Below are 24,867 nucleotides of genomic sequence, written 5' to 3'. Positions count from 1 at the left end.
CCTCATTGACATGCCCCGGAGTCCCGACTCGGAGAGAGGTTCGCACGAAACGTTCGCGAGAAACGTGGAACGGTCTCCGAATTGAAACGACTCAAAGGTGGGCCGAGGGAGCTACGAGGGTCAAGTCACGGGCGCATAACAATGAGATCCGCGTGGCGCCGGGGCCGACGGCGACCGCGCTCTTCGACGGCGTACAGTGCGGACCGTAGACCGTTTCACGAGACAGTTACCCGGAAGGCAGCTCCATGGCCCCCACGAGCGACCGGCGACGCCGCGTGACGATCACCGATGTCGCGCGGCACGCCGGTGTCTCGAAGTCAGCCGTGTCCAAGGTGCTGCGCAACGCCTACGGGGTGAGCCCCGCGATGCGCGAGCGGGTGAGCGCGGCCATGGCCGAACTCGACTACCGCCCGCACGCGGCCGCCCGCGGCATGCGCGGCCGTACCTACACGATCGGCGTCCTGCTGGACAACATCCGCAACGCCTTCTTCGCGGACATCCTCGACGGGGTCAACACCGAGCTGCGCGACGGCGACTACCAGGTGCTGATCGGCGCCGCCGGCTTCGCGGAGGAGGACCAGACCAAGCTGGCCCGGGCCCTGGTGGACCGCCAGATGGACGGGCTGATCCTCATCGGGCCGGGCTTTCCGCGCGCCGAGGTGCTGCGGACGGCGGCCACCGTGCCCACGGTGGTGATCGGCCACCACGACGTGGCGGAGGAACACGACTCGGTCGTCGACGCCGACGCCCTGGGCGCGGGTCTGGTGGTCGACCACCTGGTCGGGCTCGGCCACCGCCGGATCGCCCTGACCTCCACCGCCGGCAACCGGGGCAGCGGCTGGACGGGCACCCCGGAGCGGGTCCAGCGCCGCGGCTACCACGAGGCGATGCGCCGCCACGGCCTCGGGGACCTGGCGCGGGTCGCCATGACCGCCTTCTCCGAGGAGGGCGGCTACCGGGCCGGGATGGAGCTGCTGAGCTCGGCGGAGCGGCCCACCGCCGTCTTCGCGGGGGCGGACGTGGCCGCCATGGGCGTCTTCCGGGCCGCGCGCGAGCTGGGGCTGCGGATCCCCGAGGACTTCTCGCTGGTCGGCTACAACAACACCGCCGTCGCCGCGCTCGCCCCCGTCCGGCTGACCAGCGTCGACCAGGCGGGCGGCCTGATGGGCGCGACGGCGGCGCGGCTGCTGCTGGAGCGCGTCGAGGGCCGCACCCGGTCCGTCCTGATGACCGTCTCCCCCACCCTGGTTCACCGCGACACCACGGGCCCGCCGCCGCCCGAGCCCGCCGAGCCGCCCGGCGGATGAGCCGGGCGGCCCGGGCGCTCACGGCCCCGCGCCGTGCATCAGTCCACGAAGAGCAGGTCACGCGTGGCGGCCGTGCCCGTGAGGGCGGTGGCGAAGTTGTCCTCGACCTCCGCCTTCTCGGCCGCGTTGGGGTTGGGGTTGACGCAGGAGACGCCGGCCGTGGAGCCGGACATCAGGCTGGAACAGGGGCCGGGCTTCATGTCCGGCAGGCCCAGGATGTGGCCCAGCTCGTGGGACGAGATGCGCACGGTGTTGTAGCCCTGGTCGACGGCCTGGCGGCCGAAGTAGATCGTGCCGCTGCCCAGGCTCGTCGTGGCGGTGCGCGGCCAGCCGTCGTCCGCGATGATGCGGATGTTGGCCCGCTGGCCCGTGGCGACCGGCTTCAGCTGCACGTTGGCCACGCTGGTGTTCCAGATCCCGGCGCCCTTGGTGACGGCGTCCTTGAACTCCGCCGCCTGGGACGCGTCGTACGTCAGCACCCGCGCGGCGACGGCGTGCGGCTGCGCCGCTCCGGGCGCGGGCGCCGCCACCGCCTGGCCGCCCGCCAGGGCGAGCACCGCGACCGCGACGGCGGGTAATGCGCGCAGGGCCTTGCTGGATCTCACGATCGGCCTCCTCGTGGGGTAAGGGCTGAATCGATGTGCGGCTCCGCCGCGGGTTCTTGACGCGAGCATGACCAATCTGCCCGCCTCAGGGCCACACTGCCCACTCACAGCCCTCCCCAACCGACCCCTTCGGGTGGCCGTCCCACGGCACGATCCACCCCTTCGGCCTACTAGACTCGCCGGGTGGCTCTCCCCGAGAACGATCCCCTCACGAACGGTGACCTCACGAACGGTGACCTCGGCGACCCGGGCACCGTCGATCCGGACCCAAGAGACGCCGGCGGTGCGAGCGACGCGCTGCGCGTCCTGCGCCGGGTCTTCGGCTACGACTCGTTCCGGGGCGAGCAGCAGGAGATCATCGACCATGTCGTGGCCGGCGGCGACGCGCTGGTCCTGATGCCGACCGGCGGCGGCAAGTCGCTGTGCTACCAGATCCCCGCGCTGGTCCGTAAGGGCGTCGGCGTCGTCGTCTCGCCGCTCATCGCGCTGATGCAGGACCAGGTCGACGCGCTGCGGGCGCTCGGCGTACGGGCCGGGTTCCTCAACTCCACCCAGGACCTGGACGAGCGGCGGCTGGTGGAGGCGGAGTTCCTCGCGGGCGAGCTGGACCTGCTCTACCTGGCGCCGGAGCGGCTGCGGGTGGAGTCCACCCTCGCGCTGCTGGGCCGGGGCTCGATCTCGCTGTTCGCCATCGACGAGGCCCACTGCGTGGCCCAGTGGGGACACGACTTCCGGCCCGACTACCTCGCGCTGTCCGAGCTGCACGAGCGCTGGCCCGACGTGCCGCGCATCGCGCTGACGGCCACGGCCACCGAGGCCACCCACGCCGAGATCGCCTCGCGGCTGAAGCTGCAGGACGCCCGCCACTTCGTGGCGAGCTTCGACCGGCCGAACATCCAGTACCGCATCGCGCCCAAGAACGACCCCAAGCGGCAGCTCCTGGAGCTGCTGCGCACCGAGCACCCGGGGGACGCGGGCATCGTCTACTGCCTGTCGCGGGCCTCGGTCGAGAAGACCGCCGAGTTCCTGGTGAAGAACGGGATCGACGCGCTCCCGTACCACGCGGGTCTGGACGCGGGGACCCGGGCCGAGCACCAGGCGCGGTTCCTGCGGGAGGACGGGCTGGTCATGGTCGCGACGATCGCGTTCGGCATGGGCATCGACAAGCCCGACGTCCGGTTCGTCGCCCATCTGGACCTGCCCAAGTCGGTCGAGGGCTACTACCAGGAGACGGGCCGGGCCGGGCGGGACGGGCTGCCCTCCACCGCCTGGCTGGCCTACGGTCTGCAGGACGTCGTACAGCAGCGCAAGATGATCGACGGCTCGGAGGGCGACGCGGCCCACCGCCGCCGTCTCGCCGCGCACCTGGACGCGATGCTGGCGCTGTGCGAGACGGTCGAGTGCCGCCGGGTGGGGCTGCTCGCCTACTTCGGGCAGCGGAGCACCCCGTGCGGCAACTGCGACACCTGCCTGACGCCCCCGGAGGCGTGGGACGGCACCGTCGCCGCGCAGAAGCTGCTGTCGACGGTGGTGCGGCTCAAGCGGGAGCGCAACCAGAAGTTCGGCGCCGGCCAGGTGATCGATATCCTGCTCGGCAAGAAGACCGCCAAGGTGATCCAGTTCGACCACGACGCCCTGTCGGTGTTCGGGATCGGCAGCGAGCTGCGCGAGGCCGAATGGCGGGGCGTGGTGCGCCAGTTGCTCGCCCAGGGGCTGCTCGCGGTGGAGGGCGACTACGGCACGCTGGTGCTCTCCGAGGCCAGCGCCGAGGTGCTGGGCGGGCGGCGCCAGGTGATGCTGCGGCGCGAGCCGGAGCGGGCGCCGCGGGCCGCCAAGGCGGGGTCCTCCGGCTCGTCCGCCAAGTCGGGCCGCGCCACCGCCCCCGTGGACCTGCCGCCCGAGGCGGTACCGGTGTTCGAGGCGCTGCGCGCCTGGCGCGCGGCCACCGCCAAGGAGCAGGGCGTCCCCGCGTATGTGATCTTCCATGACGCGACGCTGCGCCAGATCGCCACGCTGTCCCCCGGCACCCTGGCGGAGCTGGGCACGGTCAGCGGCGTCGGCGAGAACAAGCTGGCCAAGTACGGGCAGCAGATCCTGGACACGCTCGCGCAGGCGCCCGCGGAGTGACACCCGCGCGGGGCGGGGCGGCGCCCGCCCCGCCCGCGCGCGGTGTCCGTGCGACGGCGCTACCGCGTCACAGCGTGTGCTGCAGCCGGTCCGCCATCAGCTTGATGAAGCGCGCCGGGTCGCCGAGCTCGCCGCCCTCGGCGAGGACCGCCATGCCGTGGATGAGTTCGGCCGTCTCCGCCAGCCCCGCCGCGTCCGGGTCCGCGCTGTGGGCCTCGCGCAACCCGGTCACCAGCGGGTGGGTGGGGTTGAGCTCGAGGATGCGCTTGATCTGGGGCATGTCCTGGCCCATGGCGCGGAACATGTTCTCCAGCTGCGGCGTGACGTCATGGGTGTCGCCGACGACACAGGCGGGCGAGGTGGTGAGCCGGGAGGACAGCCGCACCTCCTTCACCTGCTCGCTGAGGGTCGTCGTCATCCAGGACAGCAGCTCGGCGAAGTCCTTCTTCCGCTGCTCGCGCTCGGCCTCGCCCTCCTTCTTCTCCTCCTCGGTGTCGAGGTCCACCTGCCCCTTGGCGATCGACTGGAACTGCTTGTCGTCGAACTCCGGCACGGAGCCGACCCACATCTCGTCGATCGGGTCGGTGAGCAGCAGCACCTCGTAGCCCTTCTCCCGGAAGGCCTCCATGTGCGGGGAGCTCTCGATGATGGAGCGCGACTCGCCCGTCATGTAGTAGATGTGCTGCTGCCCGTCCTTCATGCGGTCCAGGTACTGCCGCAGGGTCGTGGGCCGCTCCGGGTCTTGGGTCGAGGCGAAGGAGGAGATCTCCAGGATCGCGTCCCGGTTCTCGAAGTCGTCCAGCAGCCCTTCCTTGACGGCGCGGCCGAACTCCTTCCAGAACGTCGCGTAGCCCTCGGCGTTCTCGGACATCATGTCCTTGACCGTCGACAGCACCTTCTTGACCAGGCGCCGGCGCATCAGCTGGATCTGGCGGTCCTGCTGGAGGGTCTCGCGGGACACGTTCAGCGAGAGGTCCTGCGCGTCGACCACGCCCTTGACGAAGCGCAGATACTCCGGCATGAGCTCTTCGCAGTCGTCCATGATGAAGACGCGCTTGACGTAGAGCTGCACACCGCGCTTGCGCTCCCGCATGAACAGGTCGAGCGGCGCCTGGGACGGGATGAACAGCAGCGCCTGGTACTCGAAGGTTCCTTCCGCCTGCATGCGGATGGTCTCGAGCGGGTTGTTCCAGTCGTGGCTGATGTGCTTGTAGAACTCGTGGTACTCGTCGTCGGAGACCTCGTCCCTGGAGCGCGCCCACAGGGCCTTCATCGAGTTGAGCGTCTCCAGCCGCGGCTCGTCCCCGGCCTTCTCCCCGGCCTCGTCCTCGGACTTGTCCGCCTCCGCCTCCGCGTCCGTGGTCGCGTTCGCGTCCGCGTCCGTGGACTCGGTGGCCATGCGGATGGGCCAGGTGATGAAGTCGGAGTACCGCTTGACGATCTCCTTGATCTTCCACGGCGAGGTGTAGTCGAAGAGGGAGTCCTCGGTGTCCTCCGGCTTGAGCCGCAGGATGACGGAGGTGCCCTGGGGCGCCTCGTCCAGCTCCTCGATGGTGTAGGTGCCCTCACCCGTGGACTCCCAGCGGGTGCCCCGGGTCTCCGTGGCGTGGCGGGTCACCAGGGTGACCTGGTCGGCCACCATGAAGCCGGAGTAGAAGCCGACGCCGAACTGCCCGATCAGGTCCTGCGAAGCGGCGGCGTCCTTCGACTCCTTCAGCTCGCGCAGGAACTCGGCGGTGCCGGACTTGGCTATGGTGCCGATGAGCCCGACCACCTCGTCGTGGGTCATGCCGATGCCGTTGTCGCGCACGGTCAGCGTGCGGTGCTCCTTGTCGACCTCGATCTCGATGTGGAGATCGGAGGTGTCCGCCCGCAGCTCGGTGCCGCGCAGCGCCTCCAGCCGCAACTTGTCCAACGCGTCGGAGGCGTTGGAGATCAGCTCCCGCAGGAAGACGTCCTTGTTGGAGTAAATGGAGTGGATCATCAACTGCAGGAGCTGGCGCGCCTCGACCTGAAACTCGAACGTCTCGGCCTGTGTGTTCACATGCTTCCTTTCACGAGGGAGTACCTGACGTCAGCTTAGAGGGGGTCGCCCGCCCGGTGCCGGAAACCGGCATGCTGGCCCCGATGAACACGGATCCCGTCATACTCGACGACATCGACCGCGGTCTGGTGCACCCCCTGCAGATCGACAGCCGGGCGCCGCCTACAGCCGCGTGGACCATCCGACTGCGGTGCACCCGAGCTACGCCGAACTCGCGGCCGCCACGGGCTGGTCCGACTCCACCGTCCGGCGCCGGCTGCTCGCGCTGCGCCGGGCCGGGGTCAAGCGGGCCGGGGCGCCGCTGCCGATCTGACCACCCCTTGTCAGGGGGTTTGGCGCGATGGTTTCCTGCACAGGCTTGCGTCGTTGCAGGATTGAGTCGTTTCAAGCGTTCGTTTCAAGCGTCCGCTGTTCCGCGTGTCCGAAAGGGAGCTGGAGCGCATGGCCCTGTTCGACCTTCCGCTCGAGGAGTTGCGCCGCTACCGGCCGCGCGTCGCGGAGCCCGAGGACTTCGACCGGTTCTGGGAGAAGACCCTCGCCGAGGCCCGCGACCACGAGCTGAACGCCGCCTTCGAGCCCGTCGCCACGGCGCTCACCGGGGTGGCGGTGTACGACGTCACCTTCGCGGGGTTCGGCGGCCATCCGGTCAAGGGCTGGTTCCTCCACCCGGCCGGGGCCCGGGAGCCGCTGCCCGTCGTGGTCGAGTACATCGGCTACGGCGGCGGGCGCGGGCTGCCGCACACCCATCTGCTGTGGCCGGTCGCGGGTTTCGCCCACTTCGTGATGGACACCCGCGGCCAGGGCAGCGGCTGGTCCGGCGGCGACACCCCGGATCCGGTCGGCTCCGGGCCCGCGTACCCCGGGTTCATGACCAGGGGGATCGAGAACCCGGAGGACTACTACTACCGGCGGGTGTTCACCGACGCCGTGCGCGCGGTGGAGGCGGCCCGCTCCCACCCGCTCGCCGACCCCGCCCGCACCGCGGTCGTGGGCACCAGCCAGGGCGGGGGCATCGCGCTGGCCGTGGGCGGTCTGGTGCCGGACCTGGCCGCGATCGCCCCCGATGTGCCCTTCCTGTGCCACTTCGAGCGGGCGGCGACGCTGACCGACCGCGATCCGTACCGGGAGATCGGCAAGTACCTCAGGACCCACATCGGCCGGGACGAGCGGATCTTCCGTACGCTCTCCTACTTCGACGGCGTCCACTTCGCCGCCCGGGGGCGGGCGCCGGCGCTCTTCTCGACCGCGCTGGAGGACCAGACCTGCCCGCCGTCCACGGTGTTCGCCGCGTACAACGCCTACGCGGGCGAGGACAAGCGCATCGAGGTCTACTCCTTCAACGACCACGAGGGCGGCGGGCCGGCCCATCAGGAGGTCCAGCTGGACTGGCTGCCCCCGAGGCTGCGGTCCGCGTGACGGTGACACCCTCCGGGCCCAGGCGCTCGGCCAGGTCGTAGGCGTCGACGTAGACGTGCAGACGCGCCGTGGTGCCGCCGTACGCCCCGGGGCCGCGCAGCGCGGCGAGCGTTGCCGGATTCGCGGCATCTCGCGAAGTTTCTGGGTTTTCGCGCGATACCGGACCCCATATCGGGCACTCGGGGGGTCGGAGAGAATTGACCGCAGGAGGCGAAAACGATGGAACCGACCCATGCGACCATCGAGTCCCATCCGGACATCCTGCAAATGCGGGAACGCCACACCTGGGCGGAACAGGCGGCGACCAGGCCCCTGGCCCAGGCCGTCGAGGCGATGTGCCTGATCACCGGTCTGTACCTTGCCGCGTCCCCCTGGATCGCGGGCTTCAACGGCATGATGACCCTGGCCGTCACCAATCTGATCGTCGGGATCGCCTACGCCCTGCTCACGGGCGGCTTCGGCCATGCCTATGAGCGCACGCACGGCATGGCCTGGGCCGCCGTGCTGCTGGGCGTGTGGACCATCATCGCGCCGTGGGTGGTCTCGGGGAGCGTCGCCACCACCCGCACCATCATCAGCAATGTCGTCGTCGGCGCCGTCGCCGTCGTGCTCGCGCTCGTCGCCTGCTCGTACGCGACCAAGGCCGCCCGGGGCGGGGGCGGCGGCCGGGGCCCGGCCGCTCGTACGGGGCGGTGACGGCCCGGAAACCGAACGGAGCGTTCCCAATGAGCGAGCCCTACCGCACCACCCCGTCCCAGGCGGAAGGCGAGCGCGACAACGAGACCCCGGGCCGCGCCGACCACCCCGATGTGCCGGTGTCGACCCCCTCACAGGCGGAGGGGGAGCGTGAAGAGGAAGAGGAGGAAGAGAAGAAGCGGTAGCGGCACACCCGGGCGCCGGGCATCCGGCCCGGCGTGTGCTGCCGTGTCACCATGGCCTCACGCCGCCGTGCCACCACCATCATGCCCACCATGACGAGCGCCTGGGCGCGGGAGCGTTTCGCGCGCGCCAGGGTCGCCCGGCTGGCCACCGTGGCCGCCGGGGGGCGGCCGCATCTGGTGCCGGTGGTCTTCGCGGTGTCCGGCGACACGGTGGTGACGGCGGTCGACCACAAACCCAAGCGGTCGGCGCGGCTGACCCGGCTGGACAACATCCGGGCCCACCCCGCCGTATGCCTGCTGGTGGACGCCTACGCCGAGGACTGGGACCTGCTGTGGTGGGCGCGGGCCGACGGCACGGCCCGGGTGCTGTCGCCGGCGGACGCCTCGGCCACCTCGGCGGGATATGCGCGGCTGCTGGTCGGCAAGTATCCGGCGCAGTACGGGGAGCGGCCGCCGTCAGGGCCGGTGGTGGAGGTCACGGTGGGCCGGTGGAGCGGCTGGCGGGCCGCCTGAGAGCGTCAGCCGGCCGGCTCGGCCATCCTCGCGAAACCGCTGCCGAGCTGGGACATCGCGTGGTCGAACTCCTCCCGCGAGATGGCCTCCCGCAGGGTCCGCAGCACCGCGCGGACACCCCGGTCCGCCTCGGACTCGGACAGTCCGGTGCGCCCGCGCACCCGGTGGACCGACTCCTCGGGCTCGAAGAGCCGCACCTCCCCCTGTCCCCGGAGGAGCGCTTCCCGAAGCGGCTCGGGAAGTTCCCGGGCGAGGTCGCGGGCCTCGCCGTCGGTCAGCCGCAGTGCCAGGGTCTCCAGGGTGGCGCGGGTGAGATCGGCCGCCTCCTGCCTGGACAACCGCGCCCGGTCGGCCACCGCCTGGAAGAACTCCCTCTCGTCCATGCGGGTCTCCTTCTCGCTCACACCTCGCTCGGACGTCGCTCACACCCCACCTTGCCACGCGCCCCCACCGGGTGCGAGGCACCGTGTCATCAGGCGAAGAGGCACGCGCGGGGAGAGGATGGTGGTGTCGGGTACGGCCATCTGTTCCATCACACGTTTCCCTCGAGGAGGTGGACGGCATGAGCTTCTCCTCCGACACCCCACACGAACCCGAACCACACCGTTCCGAAGAACACCGTCCGGAACAACCCCGTCCCGAGGAACACGCCCCCGGGCAGGCGCGTCGGGAACACCACGCCGCCGAACCGCCCGGTGCCGGACAGCCCGCTACCGAGCCGTTCGGTGCCCCGCGGCGCGGCGAGCGGCCCTCGGGCCCCGAGTCCCCGTTCGCCGGTCCCCTGGGCATGCTGTCCGACGCCGCCTGGCAGGTCATGGTGACCGCGGGCGTGGTCGCGATCGTGCTCGGGGTCATCGTGCTGGCGTGGCCCGGGACCACCCTGGCGGTGCTCGGCGCCCTGTTCGGCGCCTATCTGCTGATCAGCGGGATCTTCCAGCTCGCGGGGGCCTTCGCCGCCCATGTGCCCGGGCACTTGCGGGTGCTGAGCTTCGTGAGCGGCGGACTCGCCGTACTGCTCGGCCTGCTCTGTCTGCGGGGGCCGGCGCAGTCGGTCCTGCTGCTCGCCCTGTGGATCGGATTCTCCTGGCTGCTGCGGGGCGTCATGCTCACCGCCGCGGCCATCTCCCATGAGCAGCTCCCGGCCCGCGGGTGGCAGATCTTCTTCGGCATCATCAGCATCCTGGCCGGCATCATCCTGATCGTCGCGCCCTTCGGCTCCATCGCCGCGCTCACGGCGGTGGCCGGCATCTGGCTGCTGGCGCTGGGCGTGATCGAGGTCATCCACGGCATCCAGCTGCGGATGCAACTCGGCCATCACCCTCCGCGCACAGCGGAACACCGTGCGCACTTCCGGCACTTCCGGCCGCACCCCCAGCCGTAGGCCGCCGCGGCGGCCTACGGCCGGCCCCCGCGCCCGGCGTGGTGATCCGCGACTCGGCGGCCCCGCCGGCGCACGTCAGGGCGTGACGCCGAGGGAGCCGCTGGGCCCGGAGCGGGACTTGACGAGGGAGGGCACCTGGGCGGCGGGGTCCGGGGTGGAGGGGTAGTACACCTCCGGGGGGGAGTACGCCTTCGGTGCGGGCCGGGGGTCAGCCGGCCGCCATGCCCTCCCCCAGGGCCGCGGCGAGGGCGGCGGCGTGGGGCTCGAAGGGCTGCTCGGCCCAGACGGTCTTGCCCTCGGGGGTGTAGCGGGTGCCCCAGTCCTGGACGACGTGGGCGACGAGGAACAGGCCGCGGCCGCCCTCGTCCGTCGTGCCGGCCCGGCGCAGATGCGGGGAGGTGCTGCTGTGGTCGGAGACCTCGCAGATCAGGGCGCGCTCGCGGATCAGGCGCAGCCGAATCGGCGGGGAGCCGTACCGCACGGCGTTGGTGACCAGTTCGCTGACGACCAGTTCGGCGGTGAAGGCGAGTTCGTCCAGGCCCCACTCGCCCAGGGTGGCGAGGGCCCAGGCGCGGGCGTCGGAGACGGCGGCCGGGTCGCGGGGGACCTCCCGGGAGGCCACCTGCCCGGCGCCGAGGGCGCGGGTGCGGGCCAGCAGCAGGGCCACGTCGTCGTCCGGCGGGTTGACCGGCAGGGTCTCCATGACCCGCTCGCACAGAGCTTCGACGGGCCGGTGCGGCCCGGCCAGCGCGGCGCACAGCCGTTCGATCCCGGCGTCGGCGTCGAGCCCGTGGGCGGCGATGAGGCCGTTGGTGTACAGGACGAGCGCACTGCCCTCGTCCAACGTGAGCTCGGTGGACTCGAAGGGCAGGTTTCCCACGCCCAGGGGCGGGCCGCTGGGCAGCTCGAGCACATGGACGGGCCCGCCGGGGGCGGCCACCAGCGGCGGCGGGTGTCCCGCCCGGGCCAGGGTGCAGCGCCGGCTGACCGGGTCGTAGACCGCGTACAGGCAGGTGGCGCCGACGACCCCGGCCTCGGCGCCGCCGTGGCCCTCCGACTCCGTGAGCCGTCCGATCAGGCCGTCGAGGTGGGCCAGCAGCTCGTCGGGGGCCAGGTCGAGGCCGGCGAGCGTCTGCACGGCGGTGCGCAGCCTGCCCATGGTGGCGGCGGCGTGGATGCCGTGTCCGACGACGTCCCCGACGACCAGCCCGACCCGCGCCCCGGACAGCGGGATCACATCGAACCAGTCGCCGCCGACGCCGGCCTTCGCGTCGGCGGGCAGGTAGAGCGAGGCCGCCTCCACCGCGGTCTGCTCGGGAGCCCCCTGCGGCAGCAGATCGCGCTGCAGGGTCAGGGCGGCGTTGTGCTCGCGGGTGAATCGGCGGGCGTTGTCCACCGCGACGGCCACCCGGGAGGTCAGCTCGGTGGCCAGCGCCAGGTCGGTGTCCTGGAACGGCTGGGGGCGCGGCCCGCGCCAGAAGAGGGCCGCCCCCAGGTGGCTGCCCCGGGCCCGCAGCGGCACGGCCATCAGCGAGTGGAAGCCCGCCTCCCGCATCCGGGCGATCGGTTCGGGGCCCGGCGCCCCGCCGTCGCCGGGGTGCGGGTCCAGCCGCGCCACCAGGCGCGGCCGGCCGGTGTGCAGCGCCCGCGCGACGGGTGAGGTGGCGGGGTGTGCGGCGGTCTGCCCCACCTCGACCGGGGTGGCCGGCGAGCCGTCGCCCACGGACCGCAGCCCGGCCCGGCGCAGCACCGCCGCCCCCGTACGGGGATCCGGCGCCGGCTGCGGCTCGTCGCCCCGGAACACCGCGTCGAGCAGATCGACGGTGACGAGGTCGGCGAACTCGGGCACGGCCACGTCGGCGAGGTCCTGGGCGGTCTGTGCCACGTCCAGCGTCCGGCCGATGCGCTCGCCGGCCTGGTCCAGCAGGTCCAGCCGGCGCTTGGCCAGATAGCGGTCGGTGATGTCGTTGGCCATGGTGCACAGGCCCAGCGGGTTCCCCGCGGCGGCGTCCAGCCGGAAGACGGAGGCCAGCAGGGCCTGCTCCTGGCCGGCTTTCCAGGGCGGTTGGTACACGTACTCGCGGCCGAGGAGCGGGACGCCGGTGTCCAGCACCGTCCGCAGCTCCGCCTCCACGGCCTCGATGTCGATCCCGGGGAGCATCTCGGCCAGCGAGCGTCCCAGCCACTTGTCGGCCGGGATGCCGCTGGCGCGTGCCGTCGCCGCGTTCACCCAGACGTAGCGCAGATCGCTGTTCAGCACGGCCATGCCCATGGGCGAGAGCGCGAACATCCGCTCGATCACCGATCCGCTCGCGCCCCACCACGGCACCCCCTCCGTGCCGACGGCGCTCACCACCCACCGTGCGGCGCCCTCGCCGTCGGTGACGGCGTTGATCCGCACCCCCAGGTTCACGCGGCGCCCTTCCCGGGTCACCGCGGGCACCAGCCCGGCCCAGCCGCCCTCGTCCCTGGTCCACTCCAGCGCGGCGACGACGCCCCGCGCGTCCGGCGCCACGGCGAGCAGCTTTCCCACCGGGGCGCCGAGCACGTCGGCGGCGGTGAAGCCCAGCAGCCTGGTGGCCGGGGCGCTCCAGCCGGTGACGAGCCCGTGCCCGTCCAGCAGGGCCGTGGCGGTCTCGGCCGTGCCGAAGGGTATCCCTGCCGCTGTGACCTGCGATTCCTCGGTGTTCGCCATCGTTTTCGCCAGTCCTGCCCCCGGCTCCCCACGGTACTCCGCGGGCGGCTCCTCAGCCGGGCAGGCGCGGCACGCTGTCCACGAGGCGGCGGGTGTACGGGTGCGCGGGGTCGCCCAGCACCCGGGCGGTGTCGCCCTGTTCGACGACGCGCCCGCGCTCCAGCACGGCGGTGCGCTCGCACAGGGAGGCGACCACCGACAGGTCGTGGGAGACCATGACGAGCGTCAGTCCACGCTCCTGTTTCAACTCGGCCAGCAGGTCGACGATTTTGACCCGGGTGGTGACGTCGAGGGCGCTGACGGGTTCGTCGGCGAGCAGCACCCGTGGCTCGCACACGGTCGCACGGGCGATGGCGATGCGCTGGCGCTGGCCGCCGGAGAACTCGTGCGGGTAGCGCCGCGCGGCGTCGGCGGGCAGCCCGACCCGCTCCAGCGCCTCGGCCACCTTGGGCGCCGCCGTACGCCTGTCGGCGATGCCGAGGGAGCGCAGGGGCTCGGCCACGATGGCGCCCACCCGGCGGCGCGGGTCGAGGGAGGAGTACGGGTCCTGGAACACGCACTGCACGCCGCGCCGGAAGCGGCGCATCTGCTCGCGGTCCCGGAGGGCGAGCGGCTCGCCGTCGAAGCGCACGGTGCCGGCGGTGGGCCGGGCGAGGCCCAGCAGCAGGCGCAGCAGGGTCGTCTTGCCGGCGCCCGACTCGCCGACCAGGGCGAGGCTGTGTCCGGCCCGGACGGTGAGGGACACGTCCCGGACGACGGGGGCGGCGCTCCCCCGGTAGCTCAGCGCGACGTCGTCCAGTTCGAGGACGGGGGTCGTGGTTTCCGAGGCGGGGGTCATGGCGCGCTCCTCAGGTCCAGGGCGGACTCCAGCCGTCGCGCGCTGGTCACCAGCGCCTTGGTGTACTCCTCGCGCGGAGCCCGGACGAGTTGCTCCACGGTGCCCTCCTCCACGGCACGGCCGTCCTTCATGACCAGGGCGCGGTCGGTGACCTTGGCGACGACCGCCAGGTCGTGGCTGACGAACAGGACCGCCATCTCGCGCTCGCGCACCAGGGTGTCGATCAGGGCGAGCATCTCGGCCTGCACGGACACGTCGAGGGCGGTGGTGGGCTCGTCCGCGATGAGCAGCTTGGGCTCGCAGGCCAGGGCCATGGCCAGGGCGACGCGCTGGCGCTGGCCGCCGGAGATCTCGTGCGGGAAGGCGCGGGCGATGCGGTCGGGCTCGGGCAGCCGCACCTGTTCCAGGGCCTCGGCGACGGCCCGCTTCAGCGCGCCGCCGGCCAGGCGGCGCCTTCTGCGGAGCGGTTCGGCGAGCTGCCGGCCCACCCGCATGAGAGGGTCCAGGGCGGTCAGCGGCTCCTGGAAGACGATGGCGGCGTCCCGGCCGCGTACGGTCGTGAGCCGTTTCTCGGTCGCGCCCACGATCTGGGTGCCGGCCAGTTCGATGCTGCCGGTGGCGGTCATGCCCTCGGGCAGCAGTCCGAGGACGGCGAGGGTGGTGAGCGACTTGCCGGAGCCGGACTCGCCGATGACGCCGAGCCGTTCGCCGGGGCCGACGGTCAGCGAGAGGTCGTCCACGAGGGTGCGCCCGTCGGCGGTGCGGACGGTGAGGCCGCGTATGTCCAGGAGGGTCATGCGCGCCTCCGCCGGGTGGCCGGGTCGAGGGTGTCGCGCAGGCCGTCGGCGACGAGGTTGACGCCGATGACGAGCAGCACGAGCAGGATGCCGGGGGCGAGGGCGCCCGCCGGGGCGGTGGTGAAGGTGGCCTGCGCCTCCTGGAGCATGCGGCCCCACGAGGCGTTCGGCGGCGGGGCGCCCAGGCCCAGGTAGGACAGCCCGGCCTCGGCCAGCACGGCGAGGCCGAACTGGAGCGCCAGGTTGACCACCAGGGTGGGCCAGATGTTGGGCAGCACGTGTCCGGCCACGATGCGGGGCCAGGAGGTGCCGGAGGTGCGGGCGGCGGTGATGTAGTCCTGGGCCAGGACCCGCTTGACCAGGATGCGCACCAGGCGGGCCACGACGGCGCTCTGCGCGAGGCCGATCGCCAGCACGGCCGAGCCGAGGGTGGCCGAGCGGGCGGCGACGATCAGCATGGCGAGCAGCAGGGTCGGGAAGGCGATCAGGATGTCGAGGAACGCGGAGAGCGTGTCGTCGAGCCAGCCCTGGGCGAAGGCGCTCAGCACGCCGAGGGTGACGCCGATGACGGCCGCGACGAGCACGGACCCGAGTCCGGCCTCGACGGCGATCCGGGAGCCGGTCATCGCCTGGGTGAACAGGTCGCGGCCGAGCTTGTCGGTGCCCAGGAGGTGGTCGGCGGCGGGGCCGGTGAGCCGTCCGCCGGAGGTGTCGTCGGCGGCGTACGGGAGCCAGACCAGGGACACGAGGGCGAGCAGGGCGATCAGCCCGGCCAGGACGCAGCCGGCGATCAGGGTGTAGGACCGGTTGGGCCGGTTGGGCCGGTCGGCCGGGGAGGTGCGGCGCTTCATCGGGGGCCTCCGGAGAGCCTGTTCCGCAGCCGCGGGTCGACGATGCGCTGCACGAGGTCGGCGGCGAAGCCGATCAGCAGCACCGCGAGCGTGGACACGAACAGCACGCCCTGGATGACCGGGTAGTCGTGCTGGGCGATGCCGGTCGCGAGCATCGAGCCCAGGCCCGGCAGCGCGAACACCGACTCCACGACGACCGCGCCGAGCAGGGTGGACGCCAGCTCGATGCCGAGGATGGAGATCACGGGTACGGAGGCGTTGCGCAGCCCGTGCCGCCACATGGCCCGCCCGAACGAGGAGCCGAGGGCGCGGGCGGTGCGCAGGTAGTCGCTGTTCAGGACGTCGAGGGTGGCCGACCGGACGTACCGGGTCAGCGAGGCGCCCATGACCAGCGCGATGGTGACGACGGGCAGCGCGAGGGAGCGGACGGCCTCGGTGGGCGCCGCCCAGCCCTCCTGGGGGAAGCCTCCGGCGGGCAGCCATCCGGCGTTCAGCGAGAAGACGGCGATGAGGATCATGCCGAGCCAGAACACCGGGACGGCGATGCCCAGTTGGGACACCCCGCTGAGCAGCGCGCCGTACCAGGTCCGCCTCTTGTACGCGGCGACGAACCCGGCCGGCACGGCGATGAGCACCGCCAGGACGAACGCGGCGAGGGTCAGCGGGAGCGTGACGTCGAGCCGCGAGGACACCTCGGGCCCGACCGGCAGGGAGCTGACGAAGGAGGTGCCGAGGTCGCCCGTGGCCAGCTGCCCGATCCAGTGGGTGAACTGCTCGGGCAGCGGCCGGTCGGAGCCGATGGAGTGGCGTGCCGCCGCGATCTGCTCGGGTCCGGCACCCACCGAGGTGAGCGCGTTGGCGGGGTCCCCGGGCAGCATGCGCAGCAGCACGAACAGCACCACGCTCGCGAGCGCCAGCGACACCAGCAGGAAGGCGAGGCGGCGCAGCAGATACCGCGCCATCAGCCCTTCTTGATGTCGTAGGCGAAGAACTGCGAGTTGAGGCCGTTGACCGGGTAGCCGGACACCTTGCTGCTCGCCACGACGATCTGCGGGTACAGGTACAGCCAGTCGCTGGCGGCGTCCTCGGCGGTCTTGCGGTTGACCTTCTTCAGCAGCTCGGTCTGCTGCCGCGTGGTGGCCGCGGCCTCGGCCTGCTCCACCCACCTGGTGACCTGCTTGTTGTCATAGCCCCAGTAGAAGTCGGGGTTGCCGTACCAGACCAGGTCGCGGTCGTTGACGTGTTCCTGGAGCGTGGCCGTGAAGTCGTGGTTCTTGTAGACCTTGGTGTACCACTCGTCCGGCGTGATGGTGTGGATCTTGACGGTGATGCCGACCTTGGCGAGCTGCGACTTGATGAAGGTGGCCGCGGTGGGGTGCGGGTCGTAGTTGGGGGTGTCGAGGGTGAAGGTGAAGCCGTGCTGGTAGCCGGCCTCCTTCAGGAGCTTCTTCGCCCGGGCGGTGTCATACGCGTTGACCTTGGTGAGGTCCTCGTACCAGGGGTCGGTGGGCGGCACCATCGAGCCGATGAGCTTGCCGTAGCCGCCCCAGACGGAGTCCAGCAGCTTCTTGTCGTCGATGGCGGCGGACACCGCCTGGCGGACCCTGACGTCGGTGAACGGCTTGGCCTTGTCGTTGAAGGCGAGCAGCAGCTTGGTGGTCGAGTCGCCGTCGTTGACCTTGTAGTTCTGGTTGTTCTTGAACTGGTCGAGGGCGTCGGGCGACTGCTCGCTGGTGACGACGTCCACGGCGTTGGTCAGCAGCGCGTTGTTCAGCGCCGTGGCGTTCTTGTAGTAGTGGAAGACGACGTGCTTGTTGGCGGCCGCACGGCCCCAGTAGCCGGCGAAGCGGTCGAGGCTGAGGGCCGAGCCGCGGGTCCACTTGTCCAGCCGGTAGGGGCCGGTGCCGTCCTCGGCGGTCTTCAGGCCCTTGGCGTCGGAGTTGACGATCCAGACGTAGGAGAGGTTGTAGACGAAGGAGATCGACCGCTTCGAGAGGGTGACCTTCACGGTCTTCGCGTCGGGCGTCGCGATGTCCTTGATGACCTCGAGGTTGCTCTTGCGCGCGGACTGCGAGTCCGGCGCGATCACCTTCTCCAGGCTGTACTTGACGTCCTCGCTGGTGAGCTTCTTGCCGCTGTGGAACGTCACGCCGTCACGCAGGGTGAAGGTGTAGGTGAGCCCGTCGCCGCTGACCTTGTAGTCGCGGGCGAGCAGCTTCTCCACCTTCCCGGCGTCGGTGAGCTTGAACAGCCCCTCGTACACATTGCCGTTGAGCGCCTCGGTGACGCCCTGGCCGCCGCCCGCGGTGTTGTCGAGGTTCTGCGGCTCGTAGAGCGAGCCGATGTTGACGGTGGCGTTCTTGTCGTACGCCCCGCCCGCGGCACCGCCGCCGCCCGCGCCCCCGCCGCAGGCGGTGAGGGTCAGGGCGAGGGTGGCGGCCGCGGCGGCGCCGTACAGGGAGGTCTTCTTGATGCTCATGGAGGTGGTACGCCTTTTTCTGCGGGATGTGCTGCGCGGCGTGGCCGCGGGGGGATCAGTGCTGTGCGGGGAAGCCGTCGCGGAAGACCGGAAGCCGCTCGCCTGCTTCGACGGGCAGGTGGAGGCGGTTCTGCCGCGGCGGCATCGGACAGTTGTACTGGTCGGAGAATCCGCAGGGCGGCACGAAGGCGCGGTTGAAGTCCAGGCGGACCCGGTCCGGGTCGGCGGTGCGCTCCACGAAGAGGAAGCGTCCGGCGCCGTAGGTGGTGTCGCCGTTGGTGGGGTCGCCGAAGACCAGCAGCAGGGTGCCGTCGTCGTCGAAGGCGCTGAGGGTGTAGGCGCGGCCGTCCACGGTGAGGCTGATGTCGCCCGGTACGACCAGGTCGCGGGTGCCGCCGTTGTCCCGGATGTGCTCGAAGGCGACCCGGCGGGCGCCCGGCACCGGGTGGTAGGCGGCCTCCAGGACCCAGGCCGGGTCGTACGGGAAGACGTCGATGCGCTCGAAGTGGCGGATGGCCGCCGACCGGGCGTCCCAGAACCGCAGCCCGTGCTCCGGCTCACCGGTGACCAGGTCGGTGCGGGTGAGGCTGGTCACGGTCACCTGCTCGGGGGCCTCCGCGCGGGCCGCGTCGAGGTCGGGGCGCTCGCCGGCCGGGAGCCAGCGGGTCTCGACGAGGGCGAGGTTCCCGGTCGGGGAGGTGACCGCCCGCCGCCGCTCGGCGCGCCAGGCCTCCCAGGCCGCGGCGGGGTCGGCGGTCGGCTGATCCGGGATGGTGTGGGACACGGCGTGGCTCATTCGCGTAGACGATCACAGGCTGTCACGCCTCGATGGTCACGCTGCGTGAGAAACACCCAAAGAGCTTTCTTTATCTTTCATAAGTACGCCTAATGTCAAGTTTGCGCCGCATGCCGAGACGGCCGGCGACGACTCGCGACGGCCCGGTCGGCGCCCCACGCTGCGCCTGGGCTTTGTCCTGCCGCAGGAGAAAGTCTGCGGTGATTGCGGCGCAAGTTCTTCCCAGAGCCGACAAGCACTGCTACGTTCCCGGGGAAAGCCCGGTCAGTGGCATGCCGATGACGGCGGGAGGGGCAGCGTGAGGCGCATGACGGCACGACCCGCGAACGCCCATCAGGCGCGTCTGCTCCGCCTGCTGCGCGACGGCGGTCCCACCTCCCGGGCCCAGCTGGGTGACCGGATGGATCTCTCGCGCTCCAGGCTGGCCGTCGAGGTCGACCGGCTGCTCGACACCGGGCTGGTGATCGCCGACGGGCTCGCCGCCTCCCGGGGCGGGCGCCGCTCGCACAACATCCGGCTCTCGCCCGCGCTGCGCTTCCTCGGCGTGGACATCGGCGCCACCTCGGTCGACGTCGCCGTGACCAACGCCGAGCTGGAAGTGCTCGGCCACCTCACCCAGCCCATGGATGTGCGCGAGGGGCCGGTCGCGGTCTTCGAGCAGGTCCTGGCGATGGCCGCGAAGCTCAGGGCCTCCGGCCCGGCCGAGGGGTTCGACGGGGCGGGGATCGGGGTCCCGGGCCCGGTGCGCTTCCCCGAGGGGGTGCCGGTCGCGCCGCCGATCATGCCCGGGTGGGACGGCTTCCCCGTACGGGAGGCGCTCAGCCAGGAGCTGGGCTGCCCCGTCATGGTGGACAACGACGTGAACCTGATGGCGATGGGAGAGCAACAGGCGGGGGTGGCGCGCTCCGCGAAGGACTTCCTCTGCGTCAAGATCGGCACCGGCATCGGCTGCGGCATCGTGGTCGGGGGCGAGGTCTACCGGGGGACGACCGGCAGCGCGGGCGACATCGGCCACATCCAGGCCGAGCCCGACGGCCGGCCGTGCGCCTGCGGCAACCGCGGCTGCCTGGAGGCCTACTTCGGCGGCGCGGCGCTGGCCCGCGACGCCGAGGCGGCGGTGCGGGAGGGCCGGTCCGCCGAGCTCGCCGCCCGGCTGGAGGCCGCGGGGAGGCTGGCCGCCACCGATGTCGCCGCCGCCGCGGCGGCGGGGGACGCCGCCGCGCTGGACCTCATCCGCGAGGGCGGCACCCGCACCGGCCAGGTCCTGGCCTCCCTCGTCAGCTTCTTCAACCCCGGCCTGGTGGTGATCGGCGGCGGGGTGACCGGCCTCGGCCACACCCTCCTCGCCGCCATCCGCACCCAGGTCTACCGCCAGTCCCTGCCGCTGGCCACCGGCAACCTCCCCATCGTGCTCGGGGAACTCGGCCCCGTCGCCGGGGTCACCGGGGCGGCCCGCCTGATCAGCGACCACCTCTTCTCGCCGGCCTGACCCGGCACACCGCGCCACGCCCACCCGCCGAAACCCACACCTCGTACACCCGCCACGCCCACCCGCCGGCCCCCACACCACACACCCCCGCCGCTCCGCGCTCAGCCCTGCGCCGCGGTGGAGGAGAGCGCCGCGAAGAACTGCGTCTACACACCCGTCCCCCTATGAGGAGGCCCCCGGATGCCCCGATCCTTCACGCTCTTCACCGGACAGTGGGCCGATCTGCCGCTGGAGGAGGTCTGCCGGCTGGCCCGCGACTTCGGCTACGACGGTCTTGAACTCGCCTGCTGGGGCGACCACTTCGAGGTGGACCGGGCGCTCGCCGAGCCCGGCTATCTGGACGGCCGGCGGCGGCTGCTGGAGAAGTACGGGCTGCGGTGCTGGGCCGTCTCCAACCATCTGGTGGGCCAGGCCGTCTGCGACTCCCCCATCGACGAGCGGCACCAGGCCATCGTGCCGGGGCGGATCTGGGGCGACGGCGACCCGGAGGGGGTGCGGCGGCGGGCGGCGGCCGAGATGGCGGACACCGCGCGGGCCGCGGCCGCCTTCGGGGTCCGAACCGTCGTCGGCTTCACCGGCTCGTCCATCTGGCACCTGGTGGCGATGTTCCCGCCGGTGCCGCCGCACATGATCGAGCGCGGCTACGCGGACTTCGCCGAGCGGTGGAACCCGATCCTGGACGTCTTCGACGCGGAGGGCGTGCGCTTCGCCCACGAGGTGCACCCGAGCGAGATCGCGTACGACTACTGGACCACCCACCGCGCGCTGGAGGCGGTCGGCCACCGCGCCGCCTTCGGACTCAACTTCGACCCCAGCCATTTCGTCTGGCAGGACCTGGACCCGGTCGGCTTCCTGTGGGACTTCCGGGACCGGATCTACCACGTGGACTGCAAGGAGGCGCGCAAGCGGCTGGACGGCCGCAACGGCCGGCTCGGCTCGCACCTGCCCTGGGGCGATCCGCGGCGCGGCTGGGACTTCGTCTCGGCCGGGCACGGGGACGTGCCGTGGGAGGACGTGTTCCGGATGCTGCGCTCCATCGGCTACGAGGGGCCGGTGTCGGTGGAGTGGGAGGACGCCGGGATGGACCGGCTGCAGGGCGCGCCCGAGGCGCTGAGGCGGCTGAAGGCGTACGACTTCGAGCCGCCGACGGCCTCCTTCGACGCGGCCTTCGGCAGCGGGGAGGGGTGAGGGAGCCACGGGGGCCGGGAGGGGGAGGGCCGCCCGTGCACACCGCACGGGCGGCCCCGCGGGGCGCCTGGCCAGGGACCTCACTGTGCCCGGCCGTTCAGGGACCTCACTGTGCCCGGCCGTTCAGGGACCTCACTGTGCCTGGCCGTTCAGGCCGAAGAAGGTGATGGCCCGGGCCGCCATGCCGGGGAGCGGGAGGTTGTGCGTCCCGCCCTGGATGCTGATGGCCTCGACGGGGGCCCGGTCGCCGGTGCCGCCGTAGCGGGTGCGGGTCCAGTTGGTCTGCGGACGGTCCGTGCTCGCGGGCGTCTGGCTCAGCCCGAGGACGTTGGTCCACTGCTTGATCTCCTCGCCGAAGTTCGGATAGCGCAGCACGGTGTCCTCGGTGCCGTGCCACAGCTGCATCCTCGGCCGGGCGCCCTGGTATCCGGGGTAGGCGGCGCGGGCCAGGTCGCCCCACGCCTGCGGGGTCTTGATGATGGTGCCGTTGGCACACGCGGTGTTCCAGGAGGACCCGTCGGTGGTGGCGAAGCAGCCGAAGGGCACGCCCGAGAACGCGGCGCCCGCCTTGAACACGTCCGGGTAGTCGCCGAGCAGCACGTTGGTCATCATGGCGCCGGAGGAGGCCCCGGTGACATAGACCCGGTTGGGGTCCGCGTTGTTGTGCTGGAGGACGTAGCGGACCATCGAGACGATGCCCACCGGGTCGCTGCCGCCGTCGCGCCGCAGGGCCTGCGGCGAGGAGACGTCGAAGCAGGAGCCGCTGCGGGTGGCGGAGGGGTAGACGACGATGAAGCCGTAGCGGTCGGCCAGGGAGGCGAACTCGGTGCCGGAGTAGAAGGCGGGGCCGGAGCCCGTGCAGTAGTGCACCGCGACGAGGACGGCGGGCCGCGCCGCGACGTTGTTCGGCACGTACTGGTACATCCTGAGGTTGCTCGGGTTGCTGCCGAATCCGGTCACCTCGGTGAGGGTGGCGGCGGCCGCGGGGGTCGGCGCCAGCAGGAGCAGCGACGCCAGCAGCGGCAGGACGCCGCCGAGTAACGCGGCGGCCAGCGACCTGGGTGTCCTGCGGCGCCTGCCGGCCGTGCTCGCGGTTCCCGCCGGCGCGGGGGTGTTGGTCATGTACCTGTCCTTCCTAGACTGGTGGCTGTGAAGGGCTTGCTGCTGCGGCTCTCGGCGCTCGACGCGGATGCCGCCACCGCGGTGCGCGTGATCGCCCACTTCGAGGCGCTGCTGGGCGGTGGCGCGCTGGACGCGACGTCGCTGGCCCGGTCCACCGCCGGGCTCGCGGAGTGCGCGGCGGGCCTGGAGCTGCCCGACGGCCGCGGGGCCCGCTGCGGGCCGGACGGGACCGCCCTCCCGGGCGAGCCGGGGGCCGTCTCCCAGCGGGCGGAGCTCGGCCCGTCCGGGCGGGTCTGGCTGGAGCGCCCGGGGCGGCCGGGGCCGTTCGACGAGCTGATCCTGGAGTGGATGGCCATCGCCGCGCGGACGCTGTGCGGCGGCCCCGCACGGACGCTGGTGTCCCCCGCGCCCGACGCGGCCGATCCCGCGCTGGTGGAGCTGGTGCTGTCCGCGCACGAGTCCGACCACGACCGCGCCCGCGCGCTGCGGCTGCTGGGCCTGGCACCCGAATTGCCGCTGCGGATGGTGGCGGTGCGCGGCGACCCGTCCGTGGACCCGGGGCTCGGCGCGGTCGCGTTGCTCGGCCACGCCGGGCTCGACGCCGTCGTCCGCGTCGCCGGGACGGGCCCGTGGGGCACCGCCTTGGTGCAGCCGCCGGCCGGGGCGGCCGGCTCGCCCGCCGCCGCGCTGCGGGCCGCGATGGCCGACCCCCTCCGCGGCCCCGGGGTGCCGCGCGAGGCGGCGCGCCGGCTGCGGGTCGGCGTCGGCGGCCTGGTCCCCGCACCCGCCGCCCGCGACTCCTGGGCCCAGGCGTGCACCGCGCTGCGGTTCGCGGTGGCGGGCACACCGCGGGAGGCGGTGGCCGACCATGACGCGCTGGGCCCGGTGGCGCTGCTGGCCGACATCCCGGCGGAGCGGCTGGGCGCGCTGCCCGAGGCGCGGCGGCTGGAGGCGCTGGCCGCCCAGCGGAACGGGCGGCTCGCCATCGCCGCGCTGGCCGCCTTCTGCCGCACCGGATCGCTGCGCCGGGCCGCCGCGGAGCTGCATCTGCACCACAGCTCGGTGGCCGCGCGGCTGGCGCAGGCCGAGGCGGTGCTGGGATGGCGGCTGCGCGACCCCGAACACCGCTTCCGCGCCCAACTCGCGCTGTACGCAAGGCGCTTGTCCGAGGCCGCCGACGTCTGAGGAAGGTCCGGCTCGGGAGGCCGAGGTTCCGGGGCGCTCATCGCGCGAGCGCCCGCCGCAGGACGGTGACCGTCTCGTCTCTCATCCGCCGCACCACCCCGGCGTACTCCACGGCCGCCGCGCCGTGGAAGGTGCCCGGGAAGAGGTGCAGCTCGGTGGCCACACCGGCGGCCAGCAGGGCGCGCGCGTAGTCGACGCCCTCGTCGCGCAGCGGGTCGTACGCCATCACCGCCACATAGGCGGGCGGCAGTCCCCTCAGACCGTCCGCCCCGGCCCGGGCGGGGGCCGCGTACGGCGACACCCCCTCGCCGCCGGCCACCCCGGCTCCCAGGTACGCCTCCCAGGTGTGCCGGGCCAGGTGGCGGGTCCACACGGGCGTGTCGGTGAAGGCCCGCGCGCTCGGCGTGTCCACCCGGTCGTCGAGCGCGGGGCTGCCCAGGTACTGGAAGCGGATCCCGGGACCGCCGCGGTCGCGGGCGAGCATGGTCAGGGCGGTGGCCATGCCCGCCCCGGAGCTGTCGCCGAGCACCGCGATCCGGTCGGCCGCGACGTCCAGCCCGGCGTCGCCCTCGGCCAGCAGGCACAGCCCGGCGTAGCAGTCCTCCAGGCCGGCGGGGAAGGGGTGTTCGGGCGCCAGCCGGTAGTCGGGCGAGACCACGACGGCGTCGAGCCGGCGGCACAGCCACAGGTTGAAGGCGTGGTCCACGTCCGGGGAGCCCACCACGAAGCCGCCGCCGTGGAGGCTGTAGACGGCGGGCAGCGGCCCGGCGGCGCCCTCCGGCCGGTAGGTGCGCAGCGGCACGTCCGGCGCGCCCCGCGGTCCGGGCGCCACCACCTCGCCGACCGCCACCCCCGCGCCGTCCACGGCCGCGACCCGCTCGGCGACCTCGCGCGCCTGCGCGGCCCGCGCGGCGGCCGGGTCGGAGAGGTCCACCGGCGGGATCAGGGCCGCGGCCGCCGCGAGTTCGGGGTCGAGCGGATAGTCGTAGCGCATGTCCCACACCGTGCCACGGGGTGTCCGCGCGGGTCATCAGACAGGCGTCGGGACAACGGGCGTGCTCGTCCGACGTGCGCGCGGCCGCGTGCGGGGCGTCGGCGCGGGGGTGCTTACGGGGCGTCGGCGCGGGCGTTTACGCGGCGTCGGCGCGGGCGT

The 24,867-nt window shown here is 72.7% G+C and carries 23 protein-coding genes; 11 read left to right on the top strand and 12 right to left on the bottom strand.

Going from position 1 to position 24,867, the window contains the following annotated elements; all coding sequences use genetic code 11:
- Positions 1 to 245 precede the first annotated feature (245 nt).
- Positions 246 to 1,307 carry a LacI family DNA-binding transcriptional regulator gene (locus tag ABFY07_RS23170; RefSeq protein WP_346176329.1) on the top strand — a complete coding sequence of 354 codons (1,062 nt, stop codon included), beginning with the start codon at positions 246 to 248 and terminating at the stop codon, positions 1,305 to 1,307.
- Between the two features lie 38 nt (positions 1,308 to 1,345).
- On the opposite strand, the gene ABFY07_RS23165 is transcribed toward ABFY07_RS23170, so the two are convergent.
- A complete protein-coding gene (locus ABFY07_RS23165) occupies positions 1,346 to 1,912 on the bottom strand; it encodes a snapalysin family zinc-dependent metalloprotease (RefSeq protein WP_346176328.1) in 567 nt (188 codons plus the stop codon).
- Between the two features lie 183 nt (positions 1,913 to 2,095).
- Here ABFY07_RS23165 and recQ point away from each other — a divergent pair, with 183 nt between their 5' ends.
- Positions 2,096 to 4,039, top strand: coding sequence for a DNA helicase RecQ (gene recQ / locus ABFY07_RS23160; protein WP_428836992.1), 1,944 nt, complete (start codon positions 2,096 to 2,098; stop codon positions 4,037 to 4,039).
- Between the two features lie 67 nt (positions 4,040 to 4,106).
- Here recQ and htpG read toward each other — a convergent pair whose 3' ends face one another.
- The gene (gene htpG, locus ABFY07_RS23155; protein WP_428836995.1) at positions 4,107 to 6,023 is read right to left on the bottom strand and encodes a molecular chaperone HtpG; all 1,917 of its coding nucleotides are present in this window, start codon (positions 6,021 to 6,023) and stop codon (positions 4,107 to 4,109) included.
- Between the two features lie 232 nt (positions 6,024 to 6,255).
- On the opposite strand from htpG, the gene ABFY07_RS23150 reads away from it, so the two are divergent.
- The 5 genes from ABFY07_RS23150 (at position 6,256) to ABFY07_RS23130 (ending at position 8,893) form a co-directional block, all read left to right on the top strand.
- Positions 6,256 to 6,396: a winged helix-turn-helix transcriptional regulator gene (locus ABFY07_RS23150; RefSeq protein ID WP_346176326.1), complete on the top strand. Its 141-nt coding sequence runs from the start codon at positions 6,256 to 6,258 to the stop codon at positions 6,394 to 6,396.
- A gap of 128 nt (positions 6,397 to 6,524) precedes the next feature.
- A complete protein-coding gene (locus tag ABFY07_RS23145) occupies positions 6,525 to 7,499 on the top strand; it encodes an acetylxylan esterase (RefSeq protein WP_346176367.1) in 975 nt (324 codons plus the stop codon).
- Positions 7,500 to 7,718: 219 nt separating this feature from the next.
- Positions 7,719 to 8,195, top strand: a complete 477-nt coding sequence (locus tag ABFY07_RS23140; protein WP_174589100.1) for an SPW repeat protein — start codon at positions 7,719 to 7,721, stop codon at positions 8,193 to 8,195.
- A gap of 29 nt (positions 8,196 to 8,224) precedes the next feature.
- Positions 8,225 to 8,380 (top strand): hypothetical protein, encoded by a 156-nt coding sequence (locus ABFY07_RS23135; RefSeq protein WP_170066603.1) that lies wholly within the window; start codon positions 8,225 to 8,227, stop codon positions 8,378 to 8,380.
- Positions 8,381 to 8,461: 81 nt separating this feature from the next.
- Entirely contained in the window at positions 8,462 to 8,893 is a 432-nt protein-coding gene (locus ABFY07_RS23130) for a TIGR03668 family PPOX class F420-dependent oxidoreductase (RefSeq protein ID WP_346176366.1), read from the top strand.
- Between the two features lie 5 nt (positions 8,894 to 8,898).
- Here the strand turns inward: ABFY07_RS23130 and ABFY07_RS23125 are convergent, their stop codons facing one another.
- A complete protein-coding gene (locus ABFY07_RS23125; protein WP_065966430.1) occupies positions 8,899 to 9,276 on the bottom strand; it encodes a DUF2267 domain-containing protein in 378 nt (125 codons plus the stop codon).
- Between the two features lie 179 nt (positions 9,277 to 9,455).
- Between ABFY07_RS23125 and ABFY07_RS23120 the strand changes: the two genes are divergently transcribed.
- Positions 9,456 to 10,274: an HdeD family acid-resistance protein gene (locus ABFY07_RS23120; RefSeq protein ID WP_346176325.1), complete on the top strand. Its 819-nt coding sequence runs from the start codon at positions 9,456 to 9,458 to the stop codon at positions 10,272 to 10,274.
- A gap of 208 nt (positions 10,275 to 10,482) precedes the next feature.
- On the opposite strand, the gene ABFY07_RS23115 is transcribed toward ABFY07_RS23120, so the two are convergent.
- From ABFY07_RS23115 to ABFY07_RS23085, 7 genes are read right to left on the bottom strand one after another with little or no spacing between them, the layout of a single operon-like run.
- Positions 10,483 to 12,969, bottom strand: coding sequence for a SpoIIE family protein phosphatase (locus tag ABFY07_RS23115; protein ID WP_346176324.1), 2,487 nt, complete (start codon positions 12,967 to 12,969; stop codon positions 10,483 to 10,485).
- Positions 12,970 to 13,021: 52 nt separating this feature from the next.
- Complete coding sequence (locus tag ABFY07_RS23110; protein ID WP_346176323.1) at positions 13,022 to 13,807, bottom strand: ABC transporter ATP-binding protein; 786 nt, start codon at positions 13,805 to 13,807, stop codon at positions 13,022 to 13,024.
- Complete coding sequence (locus tag ABFY07_RS23105; protein ID WP_346176322.1) at positions 13,804 to 14,604, bottom strand: ATP-binding cassette domain-containing protein; 801 nt, start codon at positions 14,602 to 14,604, stop codon at positions 13,804 to 13,806. Before ABFY07_RS23105 ends, ABFY07_RS23110 begins: the two co-directional genes overlap by 4 nt.
- Positions 14,601 to 15,455: an ABC transporter permease gene (locus ABFY07_RS23100; protein ID WP_346176321.1), complete on the bottom strand. Its 855-nt coding sequence runs from the start codon at positions 15,453 to 15,455 to the stop codon at positions 14,601 to 14,603. Before ABFY07_RS23100 ends, ABFY07_RS23105 begins: the two co-directional genes overlap by 4 nt.
- Positions 15,452 to 16,417, bottom strand: a complete 966-nt coding sequence (locus ABFY07_RS23095) for an ABC transporter permease (RefSeq protein ID WP_346176320.1) — start codon at positions 16,415 to 16,417, stop codon at positions 15,452 to 15,454. Before ABFY07_RS23095 ends, ABFY07_RS23100 begins: the two co-directional genes overlap by 4 nt.
- On the bottom strand, positions 16,417 to 17,934 hold the full coding sequence (locus tag ABFY07_RS23090) for an ABC transporter substrate-binding protein (RefSeq protein WP_346176319.1): 1,518 nt from the start codon (positions 17,932 to 17,934) through the stop codon (positions 16,417 to 16,419). The genes ABFY07_RS23095 and ABFY07_RS23090 overlap by 1 nt, the downstream gene beginning before the upstream one ends.
- Positions 17,935 to 17,989: 55 nt before the next feature.
- Positions 17,990 to 18,730, bottom strand: a complete 741-nt coding sequence (locus ABFY07_RS23085; RefSeq protein ID WP_065966423.1) for a DUF1684 domain-containing protein — start codon at positions 18,728 to 18,730, stop codon at positions 17,990 to 17,992.
- 307 nt (positions 18,731 to 19,037) lie between these two features.
- Between ABFY07_RS23085 and ABFY07_RS23080 the strand changes: the two genes are divergently transcribed.
- The gene (locus ABFY07_RS23080) at positions 19,038 to 20,219 is read left to right on the top strand and encodes an ROK family transcriptional regulator (protein ID WP_065966422.1); all 1,182 of its coding nucleotides are present in this window, start codon (positions 19,038 to 19,040) and stop codon (positions 20,217 to 20,219) included.
- Positions 20,220 to 20,399: 180 nt separating this feature from the next.
- Positions 20,400 to 21,407 carry a sugar phosphate isomerase/epimerase family protein gene (locus ABFY07_RS23075; protein WP_346176318.1) on the top strand — a complete coding sequence of 336 codons (1,008 nt, stop codon included), beginning with the start codon at positions 20,400 to 20,402 and terminating at the stop codon, positions 21,405 to 21,407.
- A 132-nt stretch (positions 21,408 to 21,539) separates the two neighbouring features.
- Here the strand turns inward: ABFY07_RS23075 and ABFY07_RS23070 are convergent, their stop codons facing one another.
- Positions 21,540 to 22,529, bottom strand: a complete 990-nt coding sequence (locus ABFY07_RS23070) for an extracellular catalytic domain type 1 short-chain-length polyhydroxyalkanoate depolymerase (protein WP_346176317.1) — start codon at positions 22,527 to 22,529, stop codon at positions 21,540 to 21,542.
- A gap of 27 nt (positions 22,530 to 22,556) precedes the next feature.
- Between ABFY07_RS23070 and ABFY07_RS23065 the strand changes: the two genes are divergently transcribed.
- Entirely contained in the window at positions 22,557 to 23,714 is a 1,158-nt protein-coding gene (locus tag ABFY07_RS23065; protein WP_346176316.1) for a PucR family transcriptional regulator, read from the top strand.
- 37 nt (positions 23,715 to 23,751) lie between these two features.
- On the opposite strand, the gene ABFY07_RS23060 is transcribed toward ABFY07_RS23065, so the two are convergent.
- Positions 23,752 to 24,708: an alpha/beta hydrolase gene (locus ABFY07_RS23060; RefSeq protein WP_065966415.1), complete on the bottom strand. Its 957-nt coding sequence runs from the start codon at positions 24,706 to 24,708 to the stop codon at positions 23,752 to 23,754.
- Between the last annotated feature and the right edge of the window lie 159 nt (positions 24,709 to 24,867).

It is taken from the genome of Streptomyces sparsogenes subsp. cuspidosporus (assembly GCF_039532705.1).
GTDB classification, from domain to species: domain Bacteria; phylum Actinomycetota; class Actinomycetes; order Streptomycetales; family Streptomycetaceae; genus Streptomyces; species Streptomyces sparsogenes.
Note: the sequence above shows the minus strand (reverse complement) of the source record. Positions and strands in the feature narration are given on the sequence as shown.